17 protein-coding genes are annotated in these 13,775 nt (G+C 38.3%); 7 read left to right on the forward strand and 10 right to left on the reverse strand.

What is annotated here, in order from left to right; all coding sequences use genetic code 11:
- Positions 1-127 precede the first annotated feature (127 nt).
- The 4 genes from ACE01R_RS12570 to ACE01R_RS12585 all read left to right on the forward strand — a co-directional run bounded on the left by ACE01R_RS12570 (position 128) and on the right by ACE01R_RS12585 (position 2,986).
- Positions 128-547 (forward strand): DsrE family protein, encoded by a 420-nt coding sequence (locus ACE01R_RS12570; RefSeq protein WP_068912717.1) that lies wholly within the window; start codon positions 128-130, stop codon positions 545-547.
- A 419-nt stretch (positions 548-966) separates the two neighbouring features.
- Positions 967-1,374 carry a rhodanese-like domain-containing protein gene (locus ACE01R_RS12575; RefSeq protein ID WP_121523817.1) on the forward strand — a complete coding sequence of 136 codons (408 nt, stop codon included), beginning with the start codon at positions 967-969 and terminating at the stop codon, positions 1,372-1,374.
- 23 nt (positions 1,375-1,397) lie between these two features.
- Positions 1,398-2,045 (forward strand): peroxiredoxin, encoded by a 648-nt coding sequence (locus tag ACE01R_RS12580; protein WP_119062932.1) that lies wholly within the window; start codon positions 1,398-1,400, stop codon positions 2,043-2,045.
- 118 nt (positions 2,046-2,163) lie between these two features.
- Positions 2,164-2,986, forward strand: a protein-coding gene (locus ACE01R_RS12585; protein WP_107010335.1) for an IS5 family transposase whose coding sequence is annotated in 2 segments (ribosomal slippage) — positions 2,164-2,544 and positions 2,546-2,986 — 822 coding nt in all. Because the reading frame shifts where the segments join, the coding sequence is not laid out codon by codon here.
- A gap of 24 nt (positions 2,987-3,010) precedes the next feature.
- On the opposite strand, the gene ACE01R_RS12590 is transcribed toward ACE01R_RS12585, so the two are convergent.
- A complete protein-coding gene (locus ACE01R_RS12590) occupies positions 3,011-3,508 on the reverse strand; it encodes a Dps family protein (protein WP_121523815.1) in 498 nt (165 codons plus the stop codon).
- Positions 3,509-3,952: 444 nt separating this feature from the next.
- On the opposite strand from ACE01R_RS12590, the gene tatA reads away from it, so the two are divergent.
- Genes tatA through tatC form a run of 3 tightly spaced genes read left to right on the forward strand, consistent with a single transcriptional unit; the run spans position 3,953 to position 5,396 of the window.
- Positions 3,953-4,174 carry a twin-arginine translocase TatA/TatE family subunit gene (gene tatA, locus ACE01R_RS12595; protein WP_119062934.1) on the forward strand — a complete coding sequence of 74 codons (222 nt, stop codon included), beginning with the start codon at positions 3,953-3,955 and terminating at the stop codon, positions 4,172-4,174.
- 17 nt (positions 4,175-4,191) lie between these two features.
- The gene (gene tatB, locus ACE01R_RS12600; RefSeq protein ID WP_121523811.1) at positions 4,192-4,623 is read left to right on the forward strand and encodes a Sec-independent protein translocase protein TatB; all 432 of its coding nucleotides are present in this window, start codon (positions 4,192-4,194) and stop codon (positions 4,621-4,623) included.
- Complete coding sequence (tatC, locus tag ACE01R_RS12605; RefSeq protein WP_121523809.1) at positions 4,620-5,396, forward strand: twin-arginine translocase subunit TatC; 777 nt, start codon at positions 4,620-4,622, stop codon at positions 5,394-5,396. Before tatB ends, tatC begins: the two co-directional genes overlap by 4 nt.
- Positions 5,397-6,340: 944 nt before the next feature.
- On the opposite strand, the gene ACE01R_RS12610 is transcribed toward tatC, so the two are convergent.
- From ACE01R_RS12610 to ACE01R_RS12650, 9 genes are all read right to left on the reverse strand, one after another.
- Entirely contained in the window at positions 6,341-6,673 is a 333-nt protein-coding gene (locus tag ACE01R_RS12610; protein WP_395551545.1) for a hypothetical protein, read from the reverse strand.
- A 27-nt stretch (positions 6,674-6,700) separates the two neighbouring features.
- Positions 6,701-8,011: an NAD(P)/FAD-dependent oxidoreductase gene (locus ACE01R_RS12615; RefSeq protein ID WP_395551546.1), complete on the reverse strand. Its 1,311-nt coding sequence runs from the start codon at positions 8,009-8,011 to the stop codon at positions 6,701-6,703.
- 428 nt (positions 8,012-8,439) lie between these two features.
- The gene (locus ACE01R_RS12620; protein WP_026438522.1) at positions 8,440-8,760 is read right to left on the reverse strand and encodes a hypothetical protein; all 321 of its coding nucleotides are present in this window, start codon (positions 8,758-8,760) and stop codon (positions 8,440-8,442) included.
- A 251-nt stretch (positions 8,761-9,011) separates the two neighbouring features.
- On the reverse strand, positions 9,012-10,016 hold the full coding sequence (gene cydB / locus ACE01R_RS12625) for a cytochrome d ubiquinol oxidase subunit II (protein WP_395551547.1): 1,005 nt from the start codon (positions 10,014-10,016) through the stop codon (positions 9,012-9,014).
- Entirely contained in the window at positions 10,013-11,458 is a 1,446-nt protein-coding gene (locus ACE01R_RS12630) for a cytochrome ubiquinol oxidase subunit I (RefSeq protein ID WP_086197094.1), read from the reverse strand. Before ACE01R_RS12630 ends, cydB begins: the two co-directional genes overlap by 4 nt.
- Positions 11,455-11,652, reverse strand: coding sequence for a hypothetical protein (locus ACE01R_RS12635; RefSeq protein ID WP_121523968.1), 198 nt, complete (start codon positions 11,650-11,652; stop codon positions 11,455-11,457). The genes ACE01R_RS12630 and ACE01R_RS12635 overlap by 4 nt, the downstream gene beginning before the upstream one ends.
- A gap of 66 nt (positions 11,653-11,718) precedes the next feature.
- Positions 11,719-12,129: a DUF2946 family protein gene (locus ACE01R_RS12640; protein ID WP_121523966.1), complete on the reverse strand. Its 411-nt coding sequence runs from the start codon at positions 12,127-12,129 to the stop codon at positions 11,719-11,721.
- A 249-nt stretch (positions 12,130-12,378) separates the two neighbouring features.
- Positions 12,379-13,251 carry an MBL fold metallo-hydrolase gene (locus ACE01R_RS12645; RefSeq protein WP_395551548.1) on the reverse strand — a complete coding sequence of 291 codons (873 nt, stop codon included), beginning with the start codon at positions 13,249-13,251 and terminating at the stop codon, positions 12,379-12,381.
- Positions 13,252-13,300: 49 nt separating this feature from the next.
- Positions 13,301-13,648: a rhodanese-like domain-containing protein gene (locus tag ACE01R_RS12650; RefSeq protein ID WP_086197098.1), complete on the reverse strand. Its 348-nt coding sequence runs from the start codon at positions 13,646-13,648 to the stop codon at positions 13,301-13,303.
- Between the last annotated feature and the right edge of the window lie 127 nt (positions 13,649-13,775).

Consider the following 13,775-nt stretch of genomic DNA (forward strand, 5'->3'; position numbering starts at 1 on the left):
ATCAAACATGGTCGCTGAAAGCGTAGGTTGTGTGGTAACTCCCTAATAGTATGTAGCCACCTTTTTTTTCAAGCCAATTTCTTATCCACAATTCAGGTTATATTGATTTAAAAAGAGTATAAATCCTATGAAATTTATTAAAAACTTGTGCTTGTCTTTTCTGCTGTTTTTTTCAAGTTTATCGATTGCAGTAGCAGAAACAACAAAAGATCCATTATTTGTATTGCTTACCAGTAATGATGCTCATCGTACAAAGATGGCCATCGGCATGAGTAATAATCAATTCCAAAAAGGGCATCCCTTGACTGTATATTTAGTCGATCAAGGGGTTATGCTTGCTTCTAGCCGCTTCGAACATAGATATGCAGAGCATCAGGCCATGCTGAAAAATATAATGGTCAATGGTGGACAAGTCTTTATCTGTAAAATGTGTATGGATCAATATGGTGTTAAAGAGGGTGATCTTATCAAAGGTTTAAAATATGCGAACCCTGATGATATGGGGGAAGCAATTTTTCAACCTGGTACCAAAACTCTATCATGGTGATTTAATCAGATTTCTTACAACAAAGTATAATAAAACCTATTAAATTCACATGACGTTACTCAGAGAACTATAAAGCTACAGCCGTGAAATTTCAGGGCTGTAGCTTTATAGAAATACCACAACTTTTCGCAACAAGAATAGCATTCGGTATTCCTGTTAATAGCTCAGGAAGAGAAGAACTTGATTTTCCAAGCTTAATTTGGATGGTCTGCCTTTAGATGGAATATGCATTTTCAATTGCTTAACCATTAAATAAAAAGTTGACAATCAGATACCTATGTATCGCTTGAACTGAGGATCAGAAAGAAGATTGCTTTTTGATTTATGAAAAGAAGTCTAATAATATTAGACAATAATGAGAATACTTATTATATTATAAATATATAAAGTATAGTGATATCGACTTCCAGAGGGATAGTATGAAAACCCCAAATCAGCTGATAACTGAAGCTAAAAATAAGGTTATTGAAATAAAAGTCGAGAAGCTGTACGAGAAATATTTAGAATACCCTGACTTAATTTTAATAGACGTTCGTGAACCTGAAGAATACAAAACTGTAGCAATTGATCGAGCTGTAAATTTTCCACGAGGGATGTTGGAAATGAAAATAGCTCAACATCCCCTAGTGAATCACCATTGCGAAATTGAACATTCTTTACAGGAATTATCAGAAAAAGATATTTATTTAATCTGTGGTACAGGAGCTCGTTCAGCTCTATCAATTCAAGCACTTCAAAATATGGGATTTGAAAAACTCTATTCTGTAGAAGGTGGTATGCAAGCTTGGATTGATGCAGGTTATCCAACCATTTCTTATTTAAATTAATTCCCCCCCTAAGGAGACTGTAAATGTCTAACCTAGATGAAGTTGTAACATTTCCACAATTAAATAAGCCAGCACCAAATTTCAATGCCAAAACTACTCATGGTATGAAAAGTTTAGAAGATTACAAGGGAAAATGGTTAGTTCTTTTCTCACATCCAGCTGATTTTACACCTGTTTGTACTACTGAATTTATGGGTTTTGCAACTCGCGCTGAGCAATTCGCTGAACTGAACTGTGAACTATTAGGTTTATCAATTGATAGTGTACATTCACATATTGCTTGGGCACGTAGTATTGAAGAAAACTTTGGTATTAAAATTCCATTCCCGATTATTGCCGATCTTTCAATGGAAGTTGCTAAAGCTTATGGCATGATCCAACCAGGTGCTAGTGATACAGCCGCTGTTCGTGCCACTTTTATTATCGATCCTGAAGGTATCTTACGTGCAATGGTTTATTACCCGATGAGTAATGGACGTAGTATTGATGAGTTTCTTCGCGTACTTAAAGCGTTACAAACCTCTGATGAATACAAAGTGGCTACACCAGAAAATTGGCAACCTGGCCAAGAAGTAATTGTACCACCACCAGCAACAATGGAAGCTGCAGATACACGTAAATCTGAAGGATATAATTATGTAGATTGGTACTACAGTACTAAATCGCTATAATTTTTAAAGTGATTATTTACTTTAAAATATAAAAAACATGAGGCTATTAGCCTCATGTTTTTTATAATGAAATGAATAGATCTCTTGCGAAAGTAAAAACCACCTCAATCTAAGTTTCATGAGATATCAGAACTTAAACCGTTTTTCAGATTCTGAATTTAAACGCTTGGTTGGCGTACCTCGACCAGTTTTTACCGAAATGGTAGAGGTTTTAGAAAAAGCAGAATCACTCAAAAAGAAATCAGGTCGTCCTCATACTTTAGCTATAGAGGATCAGTTGTTATTAACGCTCAATTACTTACGCAACTACAGTACTCAACTGGAATTGGCGGCACACTACCATATCGCTGAAAGTAATGTGAATCGAACCATTAAAAAGGTTGAAGATGCATTGATGAAATCAAGATGTTTTACTCTGCCAAAACGAAGCATTACCACAGCAGACGAACACTTTAACTGGGTCATTATCGATGCGACAGAATGTTCAATAGAACGCCCGAAAAAAAAATCAGAGTAAGTTCTACAGTGGTAAAAAGAAGAAACATACGCTAAAAGCACAAGTGATCTATCATCCGAAGAGCAAACAAATCATAGGGCTAGATATATCGAATGGCAGTCAGCATGACATTAAACTGGCAAGAAAAACGGTTAAGAAATTCAAACATTGTGAATATGTTATGACCGATTTAGGGTACTACGGATTAGAGCAAGATGGCTTTAAATTATTGATGCCAATAAAGAAAAAGAAGAATATACCCTTATTTGATGTTGAGAAAAAGTACAATAAAATGATTGGAAAAATACGAGTTGTGATCGAACACATCAATAGTCAATTGAAGACATTTAGAATATTAAGTGAACGCTATCGAAATAGACGGAAAAGATTCGGTTTACGCATTAACTTAATCGCTGCACTGGTAAACCGGATAAATTTTCAATAATGACTTTCGCAAGAGATCTAATTTTTATTCTAAAAGACTTCTTAACATCCATGCGGTTTTCTCATGAATATCTAATCGTTGTGTGAGTACATCTGCAGTAGGTTGATCATTCGCTGCATCCACAACATCAAATATACTTCTTGCAGTTCTTGCAACAGCTTCGTGTGCATTGACCAGCAATTGAATCATCTCATTCGCTTTTGGAACACCCTCTACTTCTTTGATTGATGCTAATTCTACAAATTGCTTGTAAGTGCCCGGAGCAGGAAAACCTAACGCACGAATACGTTCTGCGATCACATCTAGAGCATTCCACTGCTCAGTATATTGACCCATGAACATGTTATGCAGGCTGTTAAACTGTGGACCAGTGACATTCCAGTGAAAATTATGAGTCATCAAATATAAAGTGTAACTGTCAGCGAGTAATCGTGATAAACCTTTGACAATTTTTTCACGGTTATCTTGAGAGATACCAATATCAATTGCTACCATTTTAGCTTGCTTTTTTGAACTACCCATAATATTAACATCCTGATGTTTTGAAATGTAATTAGACGACCATAGCATTGTTAGATATACAATTAATAGTAAAAGAGCAAATTATCTGTACTTACTCTCACATTTTCAGGCAATCAAGATCATTTCTCCTTTTTAGAAGAGTATCAATATTGAAAATGAAACCCCTAGAATATCGCTGATTCAAATACAGTGCCATTATCAAGTTAAATGAAGTCTAGATGCTGATTATTTGATGTAAAGCTCATGTGTTCAAATATTCAATTATCCTGAATAGTGCTTGTTGAGGATTATTATGCTTAATAAGTAGGAAGCCTTAAACAAGTTTAAGCTACAAACAAGTTTAAGCTACGACCAAGGTTCAGCTTGCCTTTCAAGCCCGTGCCGAATGGCATATAATTATGATAAGTAATTGCGATATAAAATAAAATTATAGGAGAAATAGGGATGGCAGGGTTATCTATTTGGCACGTACTCATTTTTGCAATTGTCGTGATTCTTTTATTTGGCACATCAAAACTTAAAAATCTGGGTAAAGATGTTGGTGGCGCCATCAAGGATTTTAAAAAGTCGGTACAGGATGAAGAGCCGGCTACAAAACTGAATGAACCACGTAGCGTAGAACAGCAGCACCAGAACAATAACGACAATACCACCAGCAAAAACTAAGTGGATGGAGGGATCAAATGCTGAATGTAGGCATGACGGAATTGCTGGTCTTCGGTGTGATTGCCTTATTGGTATTAGGTCCTGAGAAACTGCCCGAGGCCGCACGTTTTGCCGGAAAATGGTACGGGCACATCAAACGCCTGATCAATAATGTCCAGCAGGATATTGACCGTGAACTTCGACTGTCAGAACTACGTGAGGACATGCAGAATGAAATGCGGCGTCTGCATGAGCTGGAGCGGCAAATGCAGAGCCAGATGCAGCAGTTACAGCATGATAAAATCATGGATTATGACCAACGGACGCACATCAAAATCGATAATAATCAAAAAAATAAGTTTCCCATCTATCAATTTGTTGAAACCAAGCCACAAAATTTGCTCAGCCAAACTGGTTCTCAAGTTCAACAACTTACTCGGTTTCAAAAACAGATCAGGGAAATAGCATGAAACCTAAAGCTACGCCCACCATGGTAGATCCGGAGCAGCAGATGCCGCTACAGGATATGCCAATCACCCAGCATTTGATTATCCTGCGCCAGCATCTGATTAAAATAATAGGCTTACTGATTGTCCTTTTTTTCTGCCTGTTACCCTTTGCTAATCAAAGTTATCAGTGGCTGTCTGAACCGCTACGCGCCCAGTTGCCAGTAAGTTCCTCGATGATTGCCACCGATGTCACGGCAACCTTCATGGCACCGTTTAAACTGAATTTTTTTATGGCCTTGATGATTGCCATGCCGTTCATCCTGTATCAATTGTGGGCCTTTGTAAAACCCGCCTTGTATCAAAGGGAAAAAAACTTGGCTTTACCACTATTGCTCGGCAGTATCGGAATGTTTTATGCCGGGATTGCTTTCGCCTATTTCATCGCCCTGCCCTCCGTTTTGCACTTTTTTATCAGTGTTTCCCCTGACACGGTTGCACCGATGACTGACATCAACAGTTATCTAAGCTTTTGTTTAAAGCTGTTTTTGGTGTTTGGGATGACCTTTGAAATTCCGATTCTAACCTTGATTCTCATCCTGATTGGCGTGGTCAGCACAGATCAACTGGTCGATAAGCGTAAATTTATTATTGTCAGCTGCTTTTTTATCGCCATGTTTGTCACGCCACCGGATCCACTATCCATGATTATGCTCGCTATCCCGATGTGGTTGCTGTTTGAAACAGGTTTGTTCTTTGGTAAGTTAATTGAGAACAAAAAGATCCCTCATGCATAGACTTTATATAAGAACTATATAAATTATTTATTGACAATCTTCAGATTGATTACCAAGAGATATTAGCTGGATGTTTACTTTTTTCGTTCAAAAAAAAATACATAACTTAAGAGAAGGCGTATACTTTCTAATAACAAATAGAATCACCTAGGAGCAGACAAATGCCTCTCAAATTTGTAATCCGATTCGCGAGTATTTTGTTTTCATTATTACTTCTGGTTGTTATCGCGACTCAATTTTTATTTTCAAGTAAGGTAACAACGGACATATGGATCATTTCATTCCCTATTATTTTGGCTATTCCAATCTTGACATCTATTGTCTTTGCAAAAAATGATGAATTCAGTATCCATTCTATGGACTAGTGTATTTATATGAATTGATAAAGTAGTGATCTAATCGCTGAAAAGCTCATTGCAAGGTGGGCTTTTTTATTGTCCCACAATAAAAAGAAGTAGGATGTACTGAAAATTAATCAATGATTGTTAAGTCTGGGTAAAGGTAAAATGTGTGCCTTGAATGCACTAATCTGCAAGCGTGTACGTCGGTGTTATTGCATGCAAAAATATCAGACCGCCTATCAGAGAAATCATTTATTGGTCAAAATAATCTCAAAATTTGATTGACGTTCAATATAGTATCTCACATCATTCATGGCACATTCCATCTCCAGATTATCTTAATCGCTGCAAATATTATTTCAAATAGACTGGATTTCACCCAGTCTCTATACTTTTTAAAGATAGTATTCCATTTACCTAATTCAGGAAGTAAATCATGCCAATGACTGCCGGCTCGAGCGATCCACACAGTACAGATTCAAGAAATAGCCTGTTTTTTACACTTCTGCCCCCGTAGTCTAGCCATTATGGATCTGTCATCCTAATTTGGCTAATTCTCAACAGACCCCAATAGAGAAAGTGGAGTTCACTGGATACTTTCATCTATTCAATAATCTTGTGCTTTGCTGTTAATGGTAACCAAACTAAATAACTATAGACTAAAACTGCTAAGACCATCGTAATATGAAATGCCCAATCCACCCAATAGCTTAGATCCAATATTGTGGCTGAAAAGTATAATGGTAAGAAAAAGAAGCCAGTAACTGAAACAACCAAGGCGACAATTAAACTTCGTTGATGATTGAATGATTTTTTTCTACCATTGATAAACCAATATAACCATGGTGCTACAAGAACCGTTATAAGAATGGCAACAAGTAGTCTATTTTCTAAAATAGCTTCCCATAACATCATAAGCATTTGATAGATTATCATTATAATTTCCTGTTCCTGATTGCTAAATTAAACACGCCCTTTCGCCACAGCCATGTAGGCTGGCTTGAGCATCATTTCCTCTAAAAACCAAGCAAAGTAACTTTCTTTCAATGGATCAACAAATGGTACAGTTGGTGTTAAATTATTTTCATAGTCAAATTCAACCAACATTGCTTTACCCTCTTCAATTAAAAGTGGACAAGAGGTATAACCATTAAACTTCTGACTTGGCAACTGACCTTTCATCACATCAATCAAATTTTGTACTACCACTGGAGCAGATAATTTGACTGTAGCTGCAGTTTTACCTTTTGGAGTGCCATTGATATCACCTAATCCAAAAACATTCGGGTAGCGAGTGTGTTGCAATGTATATTTATCAACCTCTAGCCAGCCAATAGAATTAGCAAGCGGGCTGTTTTTTACACTATCTACAGCAACCATCGGTGGTACAAGATGTATAAAATCATACATTTCTGTATGCTGATTTCCCTGTATATCGATAAAAAATGCAGTTTTCTTATCGACGTCAATACCTGTTAATTTTCGTTCAAAATAAACATCAATTGGTTTTTCAAGTGATTGCCAACGGTTAAGCACATTTTCATTGACCTTAGGAACACTAAAGACTTGTTTGCTTGGACTAAAAAAATCGATTTGGCTATTGCTCAGTGTCCCAGCTTGTTGCAAGCGGTCATATAACATGAATGTCATTTTTAACGGTGCACCTGCACATTTCATATCCGTATGCGCCATAGTCATTACCGCTCGTCCACCACGTTTTCGAAATTTGTCCATCTGATGCCAAGTTGCTAAAGCTATTTCGGGGCTAGCATAGACACTACCAATTCCATTTTTACCCAAATCACTTTTGGATAAACCTTGAATTTGTTCATACCCTAAACGCAGTCCGGTAGCAACCACCAAAAAATCATACTTTATTGTTTCACCTGCCTCTGTCACTATTTGATTTTGGTCAGGCTCAAATGCTTGCACATTAGATTGAATCCAATTCACATCTTTGGGTACAAGGCTTGTATTATCATTTAATACTTTATCAACTGATTGCCATATCCCAGTTGCCAATAAGGTATAACCTGGTTGATATCGATGCGTGGTATTATGATCAATAAGTATTAGCTTGGCATTCGGCAACTGTTTGCTTAAGCGGTTAATCGCTGCCAGCCCGGCCAATCCTGCTCCTACTACAACCACAGTAACCGCATTCGTTTCTGCTGAAGCCTGAGTGGTATGACTTAAATGCAGACCTGCTGTAGTGATGAGTCCGACACCAGCTGCCATTTTTAGAAAATCCCGTCGATTATTACGAATACTCATGTATTCTCCTTTCGAATCTTTTTTATCGTTAAAGTGTTATTCAATGACCGGCTTTAGAATCTCTATTTCATTTCTGATCTTAGGTCATATGTAGATCACTAACATCAATCCATTCTAGTCTTCTGATCCTAATAAAATTCGAATAGATGAGATTATACTATCTAGTTAATTTTGCTTAAAAAACAAAATTTTTCATAGCCGACCAAAGCACTATAATTGATCAATCCTGATGCTGATTTTTTGTATAGGTTCTTTTAGCCTGTTATATTTTTATTTACAAGCAGATTAAATTATATACAAATTTATCTCATTAAATCACTTTTTTGATGCTTGGTTAGTATGTGCTAAGAGCCTAGATTAATATATTAAATTGAAAACAGTACTACAGCATCAGAAAGAAAAAACCAACTGATGCATCACTTACGAAATTAGTATTCGTAGTTATTATTGATTGACCATTCTTGTAATTTTCCAAACTTGATCTGGTCATTAAAAAGCAAATCATTGTTTGCTAGCGTCCTACTCTCATCTGTTGGACAGAAACCATCATCACAGTCTGAATCGACGACCCAGCAGCCGCGGACAAATAGGATTTCATTTCCTTCTTGCTCCAGCTGTTTTTCTACCCGTTGAATTGCTTCATCAATGTTTTTTGCGCCTAAATAAGCTGTCACATACGCATAGGATTCCGATGGATCCGATGCTTTTTTAAATTCAATGCCTACACAAAAAAGATGGTTTTTCATCATTTACTCCTCATTTATTTTTAGTCCAAATCTCTCATCAAACTTATTCAGATCCAGCAATTTTTTGCATCTAAAAAAACTGAACCTCTATAGAAAATAGGTCAGTAAGGAAAACCTCACTGACCTGTGTTTAAAACTTAATACGCCAATTTTAACAGAAATCTAAACAGTCCTGCGACCAAGGCCAAGCTTAAAAAACCAGCCAGCCATAAGCCAATAAACCATTTCAATTCAGAAATTTTCATTCAGCCTCCTTAATGATAACCCTCATCACCCACGCGCACTTTATCCCTGAAAACCCAATACGATAGTCCGGTATAAATAAGAATGATCGGAATTAAAATCAGTGCGCCAATAAGGGCGAACAATTGACTACTGGCAGGTGCTGCAGCCTCCCAAATGGTGACTGATGGTGGAATGACATAAGGCCATAAACTAATCAGAAAACCGCTATAAGCGAGAATCACCAAAGCCAAAGTATAAATGAATGGCAGGAACTCTTTGCGCTGCTTACAGGCTTTGATTGCCAGGAAAGTAAACAGCAGAACCAGTACGGGTACCGGGCTAAAATAAAAGAGTTGCGGTTGACTGAACCAGCGTTCTGCAATTTGAGGATGAGCCAAAGGCGTATAGATGCTGACACAAACAAAAATCATCAGTAATGAAATCAGCAGTTTTGGCATCAATTCAAACATGCGGTTCTGCAGCATTTTTTCGGTTTTAAAGATCAACCAGCCACATCCTAGCGTTGCATACAATACGACTACACTTAAACCGGTAAACAGGGAAAAAGGTGTTAACCAATCCAGACCGCCGCCAGTATAGATGCCATTCGTGGTTTCAATCCCCTGAATATAGGCTCCCAAAATCAGTCCTTGGAAAAATGAGCTCAAGATCGACCCCCAAATAAAGGCCTGATCCCATAAATGTTTGGTTTTATTGGCCTTAAACCGGAATTCGAAGGCAACTCCCCTGAAAATCAGCGCGATCACCATTAGAATGATTGGGATATACAGGGCGGACAGTACAGTGGAATACACTAAGGGAAATGCAGCAAATAATCCTGCACCACCCAGTACCATCCAGGTTTCATTGCCATCCCAGACGGGCGCGACGGTATTCATCATAACATCACGTTCCTGTCGATCACCAATAAAGGGAAATAGAATACCGATACCGAGATCAAAACCATCTAGCACGACATAGATCAGCACTCCTAATCCAATAATTAGAATCCAAATTAATGATAAATCGATCATTTTTGATTCTCCTGAGATTGTGTAGGACTTACTTTATCCAGATCGCTCTCCTCATCAATTGTACTTAAAGGACGTTTTGATGCCTGTATGACCGCCTGCTCACTATGGGGTGCCGAATGTATAAACTCCGGACCTTTACGCATCAATTTCAGCATGTAGAAAATGCCAACACCAAACACAATAAAGTAGACCATTACAAAAATGATCAGGGTTAAACCCACCTGTTCCGCTGAAACGGGAGAAAGCGTATCTTTGGTCCGTAAAATGCCATAAACCACCCAGGGTTGACGACCGACTTCAGTAGTAAACCAACCTGCAAGCAAAGCGATAAATCCTGAAGGTCCCATATATAGAGCAAATCTATGCAACCATACCGAGTCATAGAACTTGTCAGTTTTTCTTAGCCATGCACCTAGAACTGCCATTAAAATCATCAGTACACCCAGTCCGACCATAATCCGGAAACTCCAGAATATGACCAGCGAGTTTGGACGGTCTTCAGGTGCAAATTCCTTTAAGCCTTTGACTTCACCATCTAAGGTATGTGTCATGATCAGACTGCCCAGATTCGGAATTCCGATCGCATACTTGGTTTCTTCTGCTTCCATATCTGGAATACCAAATAAATACAGTGGCATGCCATGATCTTTATTGGTTTCCCAGTGTCCTTCCATAGCTGCCAGTTTGGCTGGTTGGTGTTCCAGGGTATTCAAGCCATGCATATCTCCGACAAACATTTGTAGAGGTGCCAATGCCAGAATCATCCACATGGCCATGGAAAATGATTTTTTCACCAAGGCATCACGACGGCCTTTTAATAAATGAAATGCGGCTGTGGAAGCTACTAGCAAAGCAGAGACCAGAAAGGAAGCCATTGCCATATGTGCCAATCGATAAGGGAAAGATGGATTAAAGACAATGGCAAACCAGTCTTGCGGGACAATAATGCCATTTTCAATGGTGAAGCCCTGAGGGGTTTGCATCCAGCTATTCGAGGACAGAATCCAGAACATTGAAATACAGGTGCCTATAGCCACCATCAGCGTTGCGAAAAAATGGGTTTTCGGTCCCACTCGGCCCCAACCAAATAACATAATCCCCAGAAAACCGGCTTCAAGGAAAAACGCACTTAAAACCTCATAAGCGAGTAATGGTCCTGTGACACTGCCGGAAATCCGTGAAAACTCACTCCAGTTGGTACCAAACTGATAGCTCATCACCACGCCAGAGACCACGCCCATACCAAAGGACAGTGCAAAGACTTTGATCCAGAACTTAAATAAGTCCCGGTATACTGGATCGTTAGTTTTAAGCCAACGCCATTCCAGAACGGCCAGAAAACTGGCTAAACCAATAGAAATTGCCGGGAAAATAATATGAAATGATACGGTAAATGCAAACTGGATACGTGCCAGTTCCAGCGCGGTTAGCCCTAAATTCATGCTGCCTCCTGCTGATCAATTGAATACAGGGAGGACATCAACAGCACCGATTGATGCAGTGAAACTGACACCCCTTGCCAGACATCGATCTTCTGGTATAGGGATGAAACCCGTATACCAGATACGCTATAGACTTTTTTGAGGGCGAACGAAACCATTACACTGTTAGCGAACAGCGAAAACTGAATTCTCATGATTAAAACTCTTTAAGATGTTGTGTAGTGCAAACAAAACAACTGTTTGACGTGACCAATCATGTCCTAAAGAGCCAAAGGAGGCGCCCTGCCCTGCGGCAGCAAATACAACTTCTGTAAGCTGAAATAGACATGCCGGAAGACAGGCTGATAGAAATTAAGTCGAACCTGAATCCGGTCCAGAACTTCATCAATCCCCAGCTTAAATGGCAGTACCAAATCACCATAAACCGTACAATATTGGCATTGATGGTTATGTTTATTGTGATCGTGGGAATGTTGAGGAATCAAATCCTTGAGCAGCTCATGATGAACTGAGTGGACATGATGATGATCGACAGGCGAAAGAAGATTGTGGGTAATCGACATACAGACCGGAGCAATGTGAAATTTTTCCGGCAGCAGAGGCTGTAAATATACTGCAATTTGCAAAAGTATGGCTGCAAATGCAATAAAGATTCCACTTCGCTTCAGCAAGTTTTCTCTCGACTGGCATCGAATAAGAGGGATACGCTGAATAAAAACATGAAATTTAAAGATAAATTCCTACGTATTTACTCAACTTTTCATTCTACAAATATATAATATATACTTAGTTTTGAAAAGCAAAATAAATAAATAAAAAGTCAATTAAATTAAATGCTTAAAATTTAAAAAACTTTCTCTTACGATTGATGCAGGAGAAAGTTATGTATTGTACAAAAAGTGTTCAGAAGAATACTTTGCTTACTTGAAATAATTGAGAGGCAATTTTAAGTAAGATACGCCATTTTTTTCTGGCTGAGGAAAACGTCCTGCATTCATATTAATCTGAATGGATGGCAAAATCAGTTCAGGCATTCTTAAGGTTGCATCACGTTTTTGACGCATTGCAACAAACTCCGCTTTTTCTGTACCAGTATGAATATGAATATTAGACTTTTTCTGAGTTTTGATATCGGTTTCACAGATATAGTCATGACGTGATTCCGGTAAATAGTCATGACACAGGAAAACACGAGTTTCTTCAGGCAACTGATAGAGGGTCTGCACAGAATCAAATAAAGTTTCAGCATTGCCCTTCGGAAAATCACATCGTGCCGTTCCATAATCAGGCATAAACAAGGTATCACCTACAAAAACAGCATCTCCAATCACATAACTCAAGCATGCAGGTGTATGTCCAGGGGTAGGAATATTATAGGCTTGTAAGTTGCCAATATGAAATTTTTCATGATCCTGGAATACATGATCAAATGTCTGGAAAGCATTGAACTGTTTGATATCAATGTTATAGATTGAGCTAAAGGTTTCCTGTACCAATGAAATCCGTTTGCTCATCGCTGTTTTTCCACCGAGCTGCTGTTTTAAATACTGTGCTGCTGTTAAATGATCTGCATGTACATGCGTTTCCAAAATCCACTCAACCAGTAAGCCCTGCTCTTTGACATACGCGATGATTTGATCGGCATGCGTGGTAGATGTCACTGCTGAAGCAGAGTCATAATCGAGAACACTGTCGATAATCGCACATTGTTTTGTACCTGGATCTGAAACTACATAACTGAATGTATTTGTTTTAGGATCAAAAAAATCTTTTACATTTGGTTGAGTCGACATAGTCTTACTCCTTTTTAAAATTTAGAAGCTCACAGAGCATATTTAAAACTTAGTTTTTGATACAAGGCAGGCCATTTTTCCACCAAGATTTCATACCACCTTTTAACTGTGTGACTGAATATCCCATCTTGGCCAATCTGCGTGTCGCTGGAATGCTCCGGTGCGCCGATAAACAAATGGTCACCACGGGCTGATCCAGATTGAGCCCCAATGACTGTATTGTAGATTCATTCAACTGTGTAATAGGTAAATTAACAGCACCTTTTATATGACTGTGTTTAAACTCTTGAGCACTTCGGACATCAACAATCTGTACAATTTCCTGTTTCTGTAATAATTCCTGACAAGTGATTTCAGGCACCTTGCCCCAAGGTAGATACATCAGAATATTAAACATGATTTTCCTCTATTAGAACAGTTGTTATCCGCGACTTATATTTATAAGGATTTAAAATAAAAATAAGTAGTAAAATAAATATAAGCCAATCTTGGGTTAAACTTCAAATCTATCCTCATAGAAAATA

This window comes from Acinetobacter sp. BSP-28, assembly GCF_044130285.1.
GTDB lineage: Bacteria > Pseudomonadota > Gammaproteobacteria > Pseudomonadales > Moraxellaceae > Acinetobacter.